Source organism: Rhodomicrobium sp. (genome assembly GCF_047605405.1).
Taxonomy (GTDB): domain Bacteria; phylum Pseudomonadota; class Alphaproteobacteria; order Rhizobiales; family Rhodomicrobiaceae; genus Rhodomicrobium; species Rhodomicrobium lacus.
On sequence record NZ_JASGFR010000016.1, the window covers coordinates 67,826 to 83,353 of the forward strand.

Here is a 15,528-nt window from a genome sequence, read left to right on the forward strand (position 1 = left end):
CTTGATCTATGCGCCGCTATCTTAACCAATATCTAGGGCAAAATATCGTGACAAAGGACAAGCCGCGCTGCGCGAAAGGCTCAGACGCCTCAGACAAGGCTTCATTGATCTCTGAGGAAACCAACTCCCTTCACACTCCATGGATAAGCTCGTCGCCCCTCATCGTCGGTGTAGGGGCGTCGGCCGGCGGCCTGGAGGCGTTCAAGACCTTCTTCGAAAATATGCCGTCCGACAGCGGCATGGTCTTCGTGCTTGTTCAGCACCTTCCCCCCGACCACAAAAGCATGCTTGCAGACATTCTGGGCAAGACTACCGCCATGCCTGTGACAGAGGCGGTGGACGGAAGCGAAGTCCTGCCGAACCGGGTGTTCGTCATCCCTTCAAACGCCACCCTCACCATCGCGAACGGACGTTTCGTCGTCATTAAACCTGCGCCGCCACGTGGGATTCGCCGCCCGATCGATACGTTCATGTTTTCCCTCGCTCGCGATCAGGGCGAGAACGCCGTTTGCGTGATCCTCTCCGGAACCGGAAGCGACGGCTCTCTCGGGTTGGTCTCGATCAAGGAACACGGTGGCCTCACGATCGCACAGGCCGAAGTCGAACATCAGGCAAAGCTTGGCATGCCGCGCAGCGCGGCGGCGACAGGCTTCGTCGATCATGTCCTGCAGGTGAAGGACATCCCGGCGAAGCTGCTTGAATATAAACATCATCTCGTGAAGGCGAAGGCACACAAGAATGCCGAAGGCATCCGTGAGGATGCAACCAAGCATCTGCTTGAGATAGCCGTGTTGCTCCGCAACGCGGTCGGCCATGATTTTTCAGAGTACAAGGAAAAAACTTTCGTGCGACGTATTCAGCGGCGCATGCAAGTACTGCACCTTGATAGCATAGATGACTATCTCAAAGAACTGCAAGGTAATCCAAAAGAACTTGAATTATTGTTTCGCGATCTCCTGATCGGGGTCACTCAATTCTTTCGCGATCCAGCCGCCTTCGAGGCGCTGGAGACGAAAGTCATATCGGGTCTCGTTGCGGGCAAAGGCGTCGACGATCAGGTGCGTGTCTGGGTCGCGGGATGCGCCACGGGTGAGGAAGCCTATTCGATCGCCATCCTTTTGATGGAAGCCGTCGCAAAACTGCCCTCCGCCCCGAAAATTATGATCTTTGCGACCGACATCGACGATCGTGCGATAGCGCACGCCCGCGCTGGACGATACCCAAGCGCGCTGCTGGATTCCGTCTCGCCGCAACGGCTCCAGCGGTGGTTCGTTCGCGAGTGCGATCATTATGTCGTCTCGCCGGAGCTCCGGGAAACCATCGTTTTCTCGGTTCACAGCGTGCTTCGCGATCCACCCTTCTCCAAACTCGATCTGATTTCCTGCCGAAATCTCCTGATATATCTCGATACACCGCTGCAAGACCGACTTATCCCGATCTTCCATTATGCACTTCGTTCGAGCGGTTATCTCTTTCTCGGGCCATCCGAAAGTATCGCCCGGCAGGAGCATTTCTTTACCGAGGCAGACAAGAAACATCGTCTTTTCGCGCGACGCAACGATACTCCCGCTGCGCTGCCGAGTCTGCCCTTGTCGTCCGCTGCGTCGAGAGGCATGATCGCCTCTGCGGCTGGCGCACCTAATAGGCCTGCAGTGGAAAGCGGCATCGAAAGAGGCGCGCGGCGTGTGATGGAGAGGTATGCTCCGGCCCATCTTCTCATCGACCAGAAACATCAGGTGCTCAGTTTTTCGGGACAAACCGGAAAATATCTCGATCCGCAGCCCGGTGCCGCCAGCTTTAACCTCTTCAATCTCATCCAGAATGCTTTGCGTCCGGCGGTTCGCTCTCTTCTGCAAAAAGCGGGAGCGACAGGGTTCAGGGCGGTGCAAGAGAACGTCCCGATTGAAATTGCGGGCAAGAGCGATTCCATAAACCTCATTGTGGAGCCGGTTCTTCCTGCCTTGGGTCAGGCCTCGCACTACATCGTCATTTTTCAGGATATAGAGACACCGAAAGAGCCGGCGGAAGCACGCGACAAGCAAGACCGGAGCAGTGGCAGTCGAGAACTCGAAGCCGAACTAAGGGCCATCAGGGTACGCCTTCAAGCGGCTCTCGACGAGGCGGAGCAGGCGAATGAAGATCTGAAATCTGCGAACGATGAATATCAGTCTCTCAATGAGGAACTGCAATCCTCCAACGAAGAGTTGGAGTCATCGAAAGAGGAAATGCAGTCGATCAACGAGGAGCTGCAAACCGTAAATAACGAACTCAGCGAAAAAAACACCATTTTGCATCGATTGAACAGCGATCTTCAGAATTTGCTGGAAAGCACGGAGATCGCCATCCTGTTCCTCGACAACGATTTATGCGTGCGCACTTTTACGGCCGCTTGCACGAAACTTTTCCACCTGCGCGAAGCCGACCGGGGACGCCCGGTTATAGAGATCGCCAGCCGTCTTAGCTATCACGCCATCGAAGCGGATGTTCGTCGCGCCCTGGCGGCGCTGTCTGTTGTGGAGCGCGAGGTTCACATGCCCGATAACGGGACAACGTTCCTGATGCGCGTAAGGCCATATCGGACACTCAATGGTGTCGTTGATGGGGTCGTCATCACGTTCGTCGATATTTTCGAACAGAAGCGCCACCAGGAAACCCTTGCGTTCCTGGCCGCGATTGTCGAATCCTCGGATGACGCGATCATAGGCCATTCGCTTGATGGCATAATTTCCAGCTGGAACACGGGTGCGGAGAAGATTTTCTTCTACTCCGCGGAGGAGATAGTGGGTAAGCCGCTTTCCACCCTCGTCGCCTTGGGTGAGAAGGACGAGATACCCGGCGTTCTCGAGAGGGTGAAGACTGGCGAGGCGGTCAAGTGCCTTGAAACCCTGCTCGCGGCGAAAGACGGAAGACACATCCCTATGTCGATAACCGTCTCTCCCGTGCGCAACTCGGATGGCAGCATCGTCGCCGCATCGATTGTGGCGCGCGACGTTAGCGAAACGGTTCGCTCGGAACGTCAGCGAGACCTGCTAATGAAAGAACTGGATCATCGAACCAAAAACACTCTTGCGACTGTGGCTGCGATTTCGAGAGAAACCGCGAGACACGCGACGACCATTGCCGAGTTCGCCGACGCCTTCCAGTCTCGTCTTATGGCGCTTTCGAAAACGCACAATCTTCTTACCGAGAGCCATTGGAAGGGCGCTTCCTTGCGACGCATCTTGGCTTCGGAGCTCTCGCCCTACGATCAAGGCTGCGATAACCCACGCTTCACGCTCAATGGCGAGCCCGTGAACCTGACACCTGGGCAAGCCCAAATGCTCGGTATGGCCGTTCATGAGCTGACGACGAATGCCGCGAAATATGGCGCGCTTTCCACCAAGTCAGGCAGAGTTGAGGTCACCTGGAGCGTCGACAGGAGCGGGGCGGAAGAGGTCGCGCGGATTCGATGGGTCGAGATTGGGGGTCCGCCGGTGAAGCCGCCGACGCGGTCTGGATTCGGGTCTGAACTGATTGAAGACGGCCTCTCGTTTGAAACAGGAAGCGACGTTCGTCTGGAGTTCGCGTCTGCGGGTCTTCGATGCGCGATCGCGATGCCGCTCGTGCGCGCCGAAAAGTGAGCGCAGCCTAACCCCAATTTGACGCTTCGCTGCCATTGAGCAGGACGAGACCGAACTCCCCCCTTTAACCCGACAATTTCCGCGCCGTCGTGTTCGCTCGATCCAAGTCTGAACTCTGTAGAGACCGATGCGACAAGCGCGCGGATCAAAATGCTGCGCAGAGTGAACGAAGCAAAGGGAAGGCAAACTCCTGAGCAGAAGAGAATGGAGCAGCCCGGGCATAGTGCCGCTTCAGTTAACGATTTTCAAAATTCGTCATTTTGCGAATGTATTTAAGACGACGTTCAAGATTATGAATTCGCGCGTTGCTCACCCTCTGGGCGGCATCAAACGCGTCTTTTAGTCGGGCTATTTCTTTGTCTAGCCGTTCTTTTGCTCCGTTAAAACCTTTTTCATAGATGGCATGGCTTGCATTGCGGAGTTGTTCGTTTTCTTCTTCTAATTCCTCGCGCGTTTTCATGTCCGGCTTTCTTTCCAGAAAAATCAGCGACATTAAATGATTGATAGGCGGTTTTGTTCCCGGGTGTGGGCGCCTCCACTTTCGATTGTTAACTCTGGCCTAATAGCTTTCATAGCAGGCGAACTAAAAAGCGGCTCGCGCGCGACTTTATGAAAACCACCTGCGCCGCCCCTCGATCACGCGGTCGAGACGATCCGCCAGCCGGTTGATCGCCTCCACGACCTCGGAGCGGACGCCCGCGAGCGTTTCGTCGGTCGCGAACCTTTTGGCGGCTTCGATCTTGAATTCGGCCAACTGCCTTTCGAGATCGGCCGCTTTCTTGTTGGCCGCGTCGGCCGTTTCCTTCGCCGCTTCTACCGTCCTCTTGGTCAGCGCCCATGCAGCCGCCACCGAACAGATGGCGGTTATGAGCGTGAGAAGGATCGTGAGAGGCAGGGTCACTTCCTGCATGGTTACCTCTGTGTCCGGCGGTTCTGGACGGGCACTTTCTTCTGCGCGTGCACCTGCCGCTCCTTGATCTGACCGGCCTCGAAGCCGCGCTGATAAGCGGTGTCGTCCACGTGCTGCCAGCCCCAGAACAGCCCCGCTCCTACGCCGATCACCGCAAGAAGTTTCCGCCCCTGCGGATCCTGAGCCCATCCGGCGAGCACCTGAAGAAACAGGTAGAGGACGTTCGTCACGAAGGTGACGAGGACGAGAACGATCTGCCCGATGGGAAGGCCGAGCCACGACAAGCCGTTGAGCTTGCCGAGCCAGCTGCTGGCTGCGCCAAGGATCGGCAACAGCCACGGGAGCGCTTTCGCGATGGCGATCATTGGCGCACCTCATCCGAAGGGATGGCGCCCTGATAGTCGTTGTTGCGGTAGGCGTCCCTCAGTTCTGTCAGAACCCACCGGATCAGCAACGCGGCGAGAATGAAGCCCGCCACGATGATGAGCGCCTTGTTGTCGGCGATTATCTGCCACACGCCATTCAGCGCAGAGAACGTGCCGGTGGCTTGGCTCGCCGCGTCCGGCAGCGAGGCCGCCGCGCCGCCGCTGAGGCCGAGCCACATGAGGATCTTCTCCACCCATGAGAGCTTCTTCGCGAGCGGATCCGTGGCCGTGAGCTGTCGCGTCTTCGTGGCCGCGCGTCCTTCGGGAATGATAGACTGCGCGGTGTCGAGCGTATCGTCGGCCGCCGAGATTCGAATGGGGGGCGGAGGGTGTTGTAGTCGATCCTCCAGTTCTCGATGATCCGTCTCGCCTCGGCAAGCGAGGAGAAGACGTGCTCGTTCAGGCACTCGTCGCGGAACCGGCCGTTGAAGCTCTCGACGAAGGCGTTCTGGACCGGCTTGCCTGGCGCGATGTAGTGCCATTCGATCCGGGTCGCTTCGCTGAAGCGCAGGACGGCATGGCTGAGGAGTTCGGTGCCGTTGTCGCTGACGGACGACCCGTGTGCCCGACAACGACGTGTCGACCACGCAGGGAGGCACTCCCGCGAGAAGTCGTCGACCACGTTCAGCACACGGAAGCGGCGACCGTCGTCGAGGGCGTCCGAGACAAAGTCGAGCGACCAGCGCTGGTTCGGCCCTTGCGGGATCGTCACCGGTGTCGCGTGCCCAAGGCCCGTTTCGGCCCGCCTCGCTTGCGCACCATCAGCCGTTCTTCCCTGTAGAGCCGATAGACGCGCTTCAGATTGATCGCCCGACCTTCCCGCCGCAGCAGGATCGCCAGACGCCGATAGCCGAAGCGTTCGCCAGTTCGCGCAGCCGGGCTCGCACGGCGGCATCGTCGCTACCGCTCCGCTCGCACTGAAGCTCGATCGATCCACGCCGAGAAGCCTGCAGGCCCGTGGTTCCGACAGTCCGTGACCGGCGATCGCCCGCCGCACGGCATCGAACCGGGCCGCAGGCGTCATCAGTTTTTTCCCAGGAAATCCCTTCAGCACGGCGTTGTCGAGCATCTGATCGGCCAAGAGCTTTTTCAGTCGACGATTCTCCTCCTCGAGCGTGCGCAGACGCGCCGTCTCCGGCACCGTCATCCCGCCGAACTTGGCCTTCCACTTGTAGAGAGTCGTCTCGCTGATCCCGTGCTCCCGGCAGAGGTCCGACGGCTTCATGCCGGCTTCGTGCTCCCTCAACACGCCGATGATCTGCTCTTCACTGAAACGGCTGCGCCTCATGGTCCTACTCCTGATGAGGAGATCAAACTTATCAGTGGCCGGAATGACGGGGAGCACGTCAGGTCCGCTGCGGAGCGCCTCTCAGATTTCTTCGAGGAACGCCACCGTCGAAGTAGTGCGTCCCTTCCGATACATAATCCAATCGGCTCAAATCCGAGGTGTAGTGCTCGCCGAGAAGCTGATACCTCGTCAACAACTGGTCGATCGCCAGCGGATCAGAGCGCGCCAGTGGAAAGTCATGGAAAGGTCGAGATCGCCTCGCGACTGGAGCCACCATAACGCACATAAGGTCGGCAGGTGCCATGTGCGGCCTAATGCCCACCGTCCCAGGGTAGATATTTCCTCAAAAATACGATACGTTTCGTTTCGTTTCGATCTGGAAGATTGGCTTTCTAGCGGCATCGTCGCGGTACTCTAAGGAGAGATCAATGTTTTCAACGTATATCAAGCAGCATTTCGAAGTCACCAAGACGCCTTTTTACGCATATGATCTAACGGTCATCGAGGAAAACATCAGGCGGTTTAAATCAATCTCCTACCCATCAACTTCCATTCATTTTGCTAGCATGGCGAATGACAATCCGGAATTGCTACGCCTGCTCCAATGTACTGGTTTCGGAGTATTCGTTAACTCTCTGAAGCACCTCGTTTTATCTCTGGATGTTGGCTTCGGCAAAGACAGTATAATTTTTGCATCCACTGGTGTCTCCGACGCGGTAATGAAGGTTTTAAGCCAGAAAGAGATTTTCATCAGTCTGGACTCAATCCCGCAAATAAAACGATACGGGCGCTTTTCCCCCGGTACGCGGGCGGGTCTCCGCCTTAATATCGATGAAAAGTCGAAAAACAACATATTCATTGGAAATGAGAGCCGAATTGGCTTGATGGAAAGCGAGATAGACTGTGCTTTCGCCGCAGCGGCGGAATATGGTGTAACACTCGTTGGCCCACATGTGTATCTTGGGACGGATGTAACAGGTCTTGATGCTCTAATCGACGGAATTGATAGGACGCTAGAGCTATCTGATCGTTTCACCAATCTAGAATTAATTGACCTCGGCGGCGGATTCCCGCTGGATCCGACGCGTTTCGACTTCAAAAAATACAATAGAGCCGTCAGCGAGCGGATGGAGCGTGTTAGCAAACGGCGCGGCCACACCGTTAAACTGATCCTCGAACCTGGCCGCTCAATGTTTGGAGACGCCGGACGCTTCTATGCGCAGATCACCGATATCAAGGAAAGGCCAGATCGCTGGATTGTATGTGTCAACGCTAGTGCGTCACTGATCCCGCGGGCGATGTTCTACGAGGACTACAATCCAGTTTCCCTGGCGTGCCGCTCGGAAACAAAGTGCCTAGACAAACCCGCTGATATTGTCGGCTCAACAACCTACTCACGCGACTTCCTCGCAAAAGGCATATCTCTACCCGAGGTCCAGATAGGCGACTGGCTCGAATTCGGCGAGTCCGGAAGCTACTGCTATTCGATGACGACGCGGTTCCTAGGACAGAGCCTTCCTCCCGAGTACCTCGCAACACAGGATGGCTTGAAACTCATCCGAAAGGGCGAAGCCTTCTTGGAAGAGGTCGCCTAGATGAAAGCGGATACAACGTGGCCCTCCGGGCAATGGTCTCAGGAGCATCTCGCCGCCGGCGAGATGCACTGCCATAAGATAACATCTGTCCTGCAGACATTGGACTCAGGGTTTCAGCGCATCGAAGTGGTCGAAACGGAAGGTTATGGCCGCGGCCTCTTTCTCGATGGGCGAATTCAGCATATCGAGCACGATGAATATATCTACAGTGAGGCTATCGTACATCCTGCCGCACTAATGCTGTGCAACACCCTGAAGACAGTGCTTGTTGTCGGCGGCGGTCCCGGTGGCGTGATACGGGAGGTACTCAAGCACCATAGCGTTTCTCACGTTGTTCAGGTCGACATAGATCGGCAGGTTATAGAGCTATGCCGGTCTTGGTTTCCGCACATTGCCAAAGGATGCTACGATGACCCACGCGTCGAGTTGGTTGTTTCAGACATCCGAGATTTTGCCTCATCGTGTGCAAATAGGTTTGACCTGATCGTCAACGACATCAGCGAGCCCATGGAAGGCACTCCCGCTGAAGGACTTTTTGGCAACTCCATAATTCAGGCGCTTGCATCGCTACTTTCCCCCAGCGGCATCTTTGTGACCTGGGCGGGTTCGGTTGGACCTGCTTCCTTCGACCTAGCGGTTGCGATCAATCAGTCATTATCGAGGGTCTATACCCACCAGGTTGGATGGTTATGCCATCCTCAGGCCTACGGCACCTCGTGGCTCACCATCGGCTGCTCCATGGAGCCTCTGGTCCATAGACGCCTTTCACCGCGAGAAATCGACGCGTGGCTTTCTGCAAACGTTGGCGGCGACCTGGCCTTGTACGACGGCGAGACGGATCAGCACATGTTCTCGCTACCGAAGGATGTCCGCCGCTTCCTGTCTCAGGAGGCGCGACATGGCGAAGCCATGTTACCGACGATCTCGCATTATAGGAGCTAAGACCCAAATGTCCTCCTCAAATCTACCGCCACATGGCATCCTTCCGGAAGATGTCGCCGAGATCAAATCGCTGTACGACAACGCGATGTCCCATAACGTCTCGATACACGATCTTGTATATCCGGAGGTGTTCGGCCAGAGTGAATACATCGGTCAGTTTAGCGACAACAGCGCCTCGGATCTCATCGATCTAGGTCGCGCGCTCGATCTTGCACCAGGGTCAAAGGTTCTCGACATCGGTTGCGGCAGAGGTCGTGTTGCACGGTTTCTAGCTGAGCGTTTTGGCTGGAATATCACGGGAATAGACGTCGCATCCGTTCCGTTGGCAGACGCCAACGAAATGAAGCGACAGCTCGAAGGTGGATTGTCGAAACAGCTCTATTTTATCGAAGGAGACGTCTATCAGCTTTCAGGCACCGGCGCGTTCGATGGCATATATGGCACCGGTGCCTTTTGCCATTTCGACGCGAGCCACTTATTCAGCCATTGCGCGGACCTGCTTCGTGACGGAGGCCGTCTCGGCTTCATGGAGCGCACGAGGACGGGTGAAATCTCGCCATCGGACTGGCAGAAGCTGACCGAAGAGTGGCGATGCCCCTTTGTCTACACAGTCGAGGAATATGCATCAACGCTCCGTGAATCCGGTTTCGTAGATATCAGATCCGATGATCTCTCTGAAAGATTCAGAGATTGGCAGTCTCGTTCGGTAACCGTTCGCGAACACATGTCCGAAACAATCAAAGCTCGGACAAATTCGGATTATCATAATACTGCGCTCGCTCACGCTCGATATGAGGCAGACGTAAGCCGGATCGGTTCCTTGGGATATGCCCTTTTCACTGCAACCAAAGGGACGCGCTAATGTCCCAGTGGATCAAGCAGTATCTGTCTCCGGATGAATATCATGCACATAGGCTGCACGGTGTTATCGCCTCTGGATCAACACCTATTCAACGATGGGAAATTGGCGATTTAGGTCCTTATGGGCGCGCGCTGATTCTTGATGGAGCCATACAGTCGGCCGAGGGTGATGAAGCTTGCTACCACGAGGCTTTGCATCTTCCAGCGCAGGTGGTCCGCCAAAACGCCAAACGCGTCCTTATGATCGGCGGAGCTAATGGAGGCTCACTCCCTTATATTTTGCTCCTGCCGTATATTGAGAAAGTGGTCATTCTCGACATCGATTCATCACTTCATGCTTCATCGAAGTATGAACTATCGCATATGCATCGAGATAGCTTGAGAGATACGCGAATAGAGTTTTACTTTGGTGATCCGAATGAGGTGATCCGAGCGTCGCACCTGTTATCTGGGTTGTTCGATATCATCATCCTCGATACGCCAGATCCCACCCAAGGTTCATATTCGTCCAGACTATTCGGACAGGAGAATATGCTACTCCTCCGTCAATTGTTGAGCGATGATGGTATACTCGTGACGCAGGCGGGACAAGCTCACCCGCTTCATTGCACATTAAGTGCGCGAGTATTCAGGACCTTTGAAGCGGTATTTGGCGTTTGCGTTCCATATACAGCCAACGTTCCGAGTTTCGGTACACCTTGGGCGTTTGCTGCAACTGGAGCTCACGCTCACGATCTGACATCCATTACTTCTGCCGAGATCAAGCTCTATGCCGACCCGCGCAGGGATCATCTTCGAGCGTATGATGCGGAAACTCATAAACATATGCTCGCCGTCCCCTTGTTCCTCCGATCCGCATGGGCAAAGGAAATGGGAAGAGTTCAGCCAATCTCGGTGACCGACCTGGAGATAGCTGTGATTTCGCCGGAGGAGGTAGATGATCGGGGAGTGCCCACATGACCCCCGGTGAACGCCTCGCGAACATCCAGTCGCGTATTCGACGAGCCGAGATCGAGAGTGGGAGGGTCGAGGGGTCTGTCGCTCTAACAGCGGTTTCGAAGACTGTGACCGCCGACCGCCTTCAAGCCATGCTAGTGGCCGGCCAACGGAGGTTTGGCGAAAATCGGGTTCAGGAAGCCAGAGAAAAGTGGCCGGCTCTTCGCACGACCTATCCAGATCTCATCCTACATCTCATCGGACCGCTCCAGTCCAACAAGGTGGCGGATGCGGTCGAACTGTTCGATGTGATCGAGGTGGTCGATCGGGACAAGATCGCTGGCGCACTTGCTCGCGAGATGAAGATGCAAGATCGGTATCCGCGCCTCTACGTGCAGGTCAACATTGGCGAGGAAGAACAAAAGACCGGCGTCCAGCCATGCGATGCTCTCAACTTCGTGCGGCGCTGCCGTGATATCCATGGATTGGACATCACCGGATTGATGTGCATCCCACCACATGGTGCTGATCCATCCCCGTATTTTGCAGCTCTACGCGAGATTTCACAAGGCGTAGGTGTAGAAGAACTTTCTGTTGGCATGTCTGAGGATTTCGAACGTGCAATATCTTTCGGCTCAACAAAGGTTCGTGTTGGGTCCGCCCTATTCGGCGTGAGATCTAGCGGATAAGTCAGCTAAGTTTCTGCGATCAATCGATTTGAAGGGAAACTATATGATCTGGCCTATAACAACTGGGCTGATAGCTGGTGCGCTTTGGGCCCTGGCCTTCATTGCTCCCGGTATGATTGAGCCGTTCGGAGCAACGGACCTTACGGTTGTTCGCTACTCTGTTTTCGGTGCATCCTCCCTATTAGTCTTGGCCTTTTTGAGAAAAAAAATCTGGCTGCCGATCCTTCGCTCGAACTGGCTGCTGATTTTGATTTTGGCCATAACCGGCAACACTGTCTACTATCTTTGCCTTTCGGAGTCTTTGCAGCGTAGTGGAACGTTACTTCCGACTATGATCATCGGCACGTTACCGGTCGTGATGGCGTTTTTGGGCAGCCTTCGTAACAAGACGTTTTCGCCAGCTCGTTTTCTGCTCCCTGCATTGTTCATCATGGGAGGCATAGTATCTCACGCCCTGCATTCCTATTGGTCGGGTCCGCTGGTCTCTACTAGCGAGCTATCTGTAATTGGCCTTATCTTAGCGCTTGCGGCCTTAGCAAGCTGGGCATTCTATGGGATACGAAATGCGGAATTTCTTACTCAGGAGAAAGAAACAAACATTGTGGCATGGACTGCGCTCACCGGGGTCGCCACGATCGTTACCCTTATTCCCGTCGCTGCACTTCTCCCGTCTGGGCCACATAGTATCTTGCAAGGGGCGACGATCGGATCAGGTACTCTCATACTCTGGGGATTGATCCTCGGCCTTTTGTCATCATGGGTTGCGACATGGTTTTGGAATATAGCAAGTCGATCTCTGGCGGGTGATGTTCTTGGATACCTCATCGTCTCGGAAACTGTATTTGCAATAATCTATGCTTTCATTATCGAACAACGACTTCCGACGGCAACTGAGCTTATTAACGTTACGCTGCTAGTTAGTGGGGTCAGTCTCGGCATACGCGCAGCATCGAAAGGCTCGCGTCACCAAAATGATGTGAACCTTTACGGCCAAGAGGGGGGAGGTGGGGCTTGAGGGGGGGGGGGGCCGTCTCGTCGCGATCGATGGGGTCAGCATATGGAACGGGCCCAGATATACGGTTTTACGAGGATTGGCGTCGCCGGGCACGGCGCGCGCAAGGTGGCAGGTCTCTATTAGCTAGGGCCACCCTGCCGCCCGCCACTGCGCCGTCCCAAGCGCTTCGCGGATGGCGGCGATTGACATCAACCGAACTGCTTATTAGAGCGGATTTCGACCGTTATGAATCGGAATTGGATTCCCTTGGGGTGTAAAATCTGATTCAGCATCGGTGCTGGTGCTGGAGGCCAGCATGGATGGGCCAACCTCTTTCGATGGATTTGCGTTCGCGGCTTCTGGCGGCGGTTGATGATGGAATGAGTTGCCGTGCGGCGGCCGCTCGATTTGGCGTTGCGCCATCGACAGCAATCCGCTGGCAGGCGCAACGACGGGAAACGGGCGACTTTGCCCCAAAGCCCCAAGGCGGCGATATGCGATCGCGCCGGATCGAGGAGCGCGGGGCGGACATCCTCGCACTTTGGGAAGCACGCAAGGACATCTCGCTCGAGGAACTGCGTCTGGCTCTCGTCGAGATCGGCTTGCATGTCTCTCTTGCCGGGCTTCACCGCTTCTTCGCGCGCCGGGGCATGACGCGCAAAAAAAGACTGGCCATGCCGTCGAGCAAGACCGTCCCGACATCCTGAAGCAGCGCCGGGACTGGTTCGACGGCCAGATCGATCTTGAGGTATCCGTTCGGTGAAGGCCGCCTTGCGGGGCGTGTAAGAGACAGGTCTTGTCTGTGACGCTTGTCGCGACAGGAGCTATGCCCGTGCCTATGTCTGGAGATACTTTTGCCCGCCGGTATTCCGTAGTTGCTGATACCCGGCGCCGCTGGAGCGAGGACGAGAAGCAGGCGATCATCGCCGAGGCTTTGCAGCCCGGCGTGAATGTGTCAGCGGTCGCCCGCAGGCATGGGATCAAGCCAAGCCTTCTGTTTCGTTGGCGGAAGCTGGCCAAGAACGACGAGAAGCCAGAGCCCGCACCGGCATTCCTGCCGGTCTCTCTGACGGCGCCAGGGAAGAGCCGCGACACGATCTACGATCACAGCGCCAGTGACGCGCCCGCCGCCGATAATCGCATCGAGATCGAGCTTTTGAACGGGCGGCGCGTGCGGGTTGGCCCCGGCGCCGACATGGGCGCGTTGAAGCGCATTCTCGATATTGCCGACGGGAGGAGACCATGATCCCGGTTCCGACCGGCGTGCGGGTGTGGCTGGCGACGGGTCACACCGATATGCGCAGGGGCTTCCCGTCGCTGTCCTTGCAGGTCCAGGAGGTTTTGCAGCGCGATCCTTTGAGCGGCCATCTGTTTTGCTTTCGCGGCCGCCGGGGCGATCTTCTGAAGGTGATCTGGCATGACGGCCAGGGCGCCTGCCTTTTTACGAAGCGTCTGGAGAAAGGCCGGTTCTTGTGGCCGAGCCCGGCGGACGGCGCGATCTCGATTTCGCCCGCGCAGCTTGGCTATCTGCTCTCCGGGATCGATTGGCGCAATCCGCAAAAAACCTGGAGACCGACTTCGGTCGGCTGACGGTTTGCCTTTGAAAACGCTGGCGAACCGTGATTCCCTTGGCCGGTGACAACGACCCTTGACGCTCTTCTTTCCGACCTTGCCGCCGCGCACGCGATGATCCTCGCCGAGCGCGCCACCCGCCTTTCCGCGGAGGCCCAGGCCAAGGCGGAGAGCACGAACGCGGACGCGACGATCGCTCACTTAAGGCTCGAGATCGAGAAGCTGCGCCGCTTAGCTTTTGGCGTTCGCTCGGAGCGCAAGGCGCGGCTCCTGGAGCAGTTGGAGCTTCAGCTCGAAGAGCTGGAAACGGCCGTAGCCGAAGATGAACTTGCGGCCGAACAAGCTGCGGCCCGGACGCAAGGCACGCCATCCTCTACGCGCAAGCGCCCATCGCGCAAACCGTTCCCGGCGCATCTGCCGCGCGCGCGCGTGGTGATCCCGGCGCCCGGCGTGCTGCCCGTCTTGCGGCTCGACGAAGCTGTCGAAGCTCGGCGAAGACGTCACCGAGACGCTCGAGGTTGTTCCGCGCCGTTGGAAAGTCATCCAGACGGTGCGCGAGAAGTTCTCCTGCCGGGCTTGCGAGAGTATAGCGCAGCCGCCCGCGCCGTTTCATGCGACGCCGCGCGGCTTTGCCGGACCGGGCCTTCTGGCCATGATCCTGTTCGAGAAGTTCGGCCAGCATCAGCCTCTCAACCGGCAGAGCGAGCGCTATGCCCACGAAGGCGTCGAGCTCAGCGTGTCGACGCTGGCCGATCAGGTCGGTGCCTGCGCCGCTGCGCTGCAACCCCTTCATGCGCTGATCGAGTCCCATGTTCTGTCGGCCGAACGGCTCTTCGGCGACGACACGACCGTGCCGATCCTGGCGAAGGGCAAGACGATCACCGGCCGCATCTGGACCTATGTCAGGGACGACCGCCCCTTTGGCGGGACGTCCCCGCCGGCCGCTCTTTATTACGCTTCGCGGGACAGAAAACAGGAGCATCCCGAGCGGCATCTTCGGAACTTTGCCGGCATTCTGCAGGCCGACGCCTATAGCGGTTATAACGCGCTTTACGATCCGGGGCGCGAAAAGGGCGCCATCGCTTCGGCGCTGTGCTGGGCGCACGCCAGGCGCCAGTTCTTCGAACTGGCCGACATCGCAGCCAACGCAAGGCGCGGCAAACAGGCGCCGGCCATCTCGCCGATCGCGCTTGAGGCGGTGAAACGCATCGACGCGCTGTTCGACATCGAGCGCTCCATCAACGGCCTTCCCGCCAGCGAGCGCCTGCGCGTGCGCCAAGAGCAAAGCGCGCCGCTCCTGGCCGATCTGAAAACCTCGCTTGGCGAGGAGCGCTCGCGATTGTCGCGCTCGGCTTCCGTCGCCAGGCCCATCGATTATCTGCTCAAGCGCTGGGATCGCTTCGCCGCTTTCCTTGGCGACGGCCGCATCTGCCTGAGCAACAACGCGGCCGAACGAGCGCTGAGAGGTTTTGCGCTCGGAAGAGGGCCGCGTTTATGGCGACGTTGGTCATGACGGCGAAACTCAACGGCGTCGATCCGCTGGCTTGGCTGGCCGATGTGCTCGCCCGCATCGCAGGCCAGCCGCAAAGCCGACTCCATGAGCTGCTGCTCTGGGAATGGAAGCAGCCCGGCCTGCAACTGGCGGCGTAGTCATCAACCGCAAGCGCTCACGCTGCGGCCCTCACCGGATGCTTAC

At 57.2% G+C, this 15,528-nt stretch carries 13 protein-coding genes and 3 pseudogenes; 11 read left to right on the forward strand and 5 right to left on the reverse strand.

The genetic code is table 11. From position 1 onward, the window contains the following. Window positions 1-8 precede the first annotated feature (8 nt). Entirely contained in the window at window positions 9-3,620 is a 3,612-nt protein-coding gene (locus QM659_RS08485) for a chemotaxis protein CheB (RefSeq protein ID WP_415188084.1), read from the forward strand. Window positions 3,621-3,855: 235 nt separating this feature from the next. Here QM659_RS08485 and QM659_RS08490 read toward each other — a convergent pair whose 3' ends face one another. From QM659_RS08490 to QM659_RS08510, 5 genes and pseudogenes are all read right to left on the reverse strand, one after another. Further along, window positions 3,856-4,080, reverse strand: a complete 225-nt coding sequence (locus QM659_RS08490; protein ID WP_415188085.1) for a hypothetical protein — start codon at window positions 4,078-4,080, stop codon at window positions 3,856-3,858. A gap of 147 nt (window positions 4,081-4,227) precedes the next feature. After that, window positions 4,228-4,530: a hypothetical protein gene (locus QM659_RS08495; RefSeq protein WP_415188086.1), complete on the reverse strand. Its 303-nt coding sequence runs from the start codon at window positions 4,528-4,530 to the stop codon at window positions 4,228-4,230. A gap of 2 nt (window positions 4,531-4,532) precedes the next feature. Beyond that, window positions 4,533-4,895: a hypothetical protein gene (locus QM659_RS08500; protein ID WP_415188087.1), complete on the reverse strand. Its 363-nt coding sequence runs from the start codon at window positions 4,893-4,895 to the stop codon at window positions 4,533-4,535. Then, entirely contained in the window at window positions 4,892-5,047 is a 156-nt protein-coding gene (locus tag QM659_RS08505) for a hypothetical protein (protein WP_415188097.1), read from the reverse strand. The genes QM659_RS08500 and QM659_RS08505 overlap by 4 nt, the downstream gene beginning before the upstream one ends. Before the next feature lie 166 nt (window positions 5,048-5,213). Continuing rightward, window positions 5,214-6,243, reverse strand: a pseudogene (locus tag QM659_RS08510) (IS3 family transposase); the annotation flags it as partial. A gap of 428 nt (window positions 6,244-6,671) precedes the next feature. Between QM659_RS08510 and QM659_RS08515 the strand changes: the two are divergent. From QM659_RS08515 to tnpC, 10 genes and pseudogenes are all read left to right on the forward strand, one after another. After that, complete coding sequence (locus QM659_RS08515) at window positions 6,672-7,838, forward strand: diaminopimelate decarboxylase family protein (protein ID WP_415188088.1); 1,167 nt, start codon at window positions 6,672-6,674, stop codon at window positions 7,836-7,838. Next, window positions 7,839-8,780 carry a hypothetical protein gene (locus QM659_RS08520; protein WP_415188089.1) on the forward strand — a complete coding sequence of 314 codons (942 nt, stop codon included), beginning with the start codon at window positions 7,839-7,841 and terminating at the stop codon, window positions 8,778-8,780. 7 nt (window positions 8,781-8,787) lie between these two features. Further along, a complete protein-coding gene (locus tag QM659_RS08525) occupies window positions 8,788-9,642 on the forward strand; it encodes an SAM-dependent methyltransferase (protein WP_415188090.1) in 855 nt (284 codons plus the stop codon). Further along, a complete protein-coding gene (locus tag QM659_RS08530; protein ID WP_415188091.1) occupies window positions 9,642-10,601 on the forward strand; it encodes a hypothetical protein in 960 nt (319 codons plus the stop codon). The genes QM659_RS08525 and QM659_RS08530 overlap by 1 nt, the downstream gene beginning before the upstream one ends. Further along, window positions 10,598-11,266 (forward strand): YggS family pyridoxal phosphate-dependent enzyme, encoded by a 669-nt coding sequence (locus tag QM659_RS08535; RefSeq protein WP_415188092.1) that lies wholly within the window; start codon window positions 10,598-10,600, stop codon window positions 11,264-11,266. Before QM659_RS08530 ends, QM659_RS08535 begins: the two co-directional genes overlap by 4 nt. 43 nt (window positions 11,267-11,309) lie before the next feature. Beyond that, the gene (locus QM659_RS08540) at window positions 11,310-12,281 is read left to right on the forward strand and encodes a DMT family transporter (protein ID WP_415188093.1); all 972 of its coding nucleotides are present in this window, start codon (window positions 11,310-11,312) and stop codon (window positions 12,279-12,281) included. Between the two features lie 299 nt (window positions 12,282-12,580). Then, window positions 12,581-13,008, forward strand: a pseudogene (locus tag QM659_RS08545) (helix-turn-helix domain-containing protein); the annotation flags it as partial. A 90-nt stretch (window positions 13,009-13,098) separates the two neighbouring features. Continuing rightward, window positions 13,099-13,506: an IS66-like element accessory protein TnpA gene (gene tnpA / locus QM659_RS08550; RefSeq protein ID WP_041787200.1), complete on the forward strand. Its 408-nt coding sequence runs from the start codon at window positions 13,099-13,101 to the stop codon at window positions 13,504-13,506. Further along, window positions 13,503-13,850, forward strand: coding sequence for an IS66 family insertion sequence element accessory protein TnpB (tnpB, locus tag QM659_RS08555; RefSeq protein ID WP_013419097.1), 348 nt, complete (start codon window positions 13,503-13,505; stop codon window positions 13,848-13,850). The genes tnpA and tnpB overlap by 4 nt, the downstream gene beginning before the upstream one ends. A 96-nt stretch (window positions 13,851-13,946) precedes the next feature. Next, window positions 13,947-15,482: pseudogene (tnpC, locus tag QM659_RS08560) on the forward strand (IS66 family transposase). Window positions 15,483-15,528: the final 46 nt, after the last annotated feature.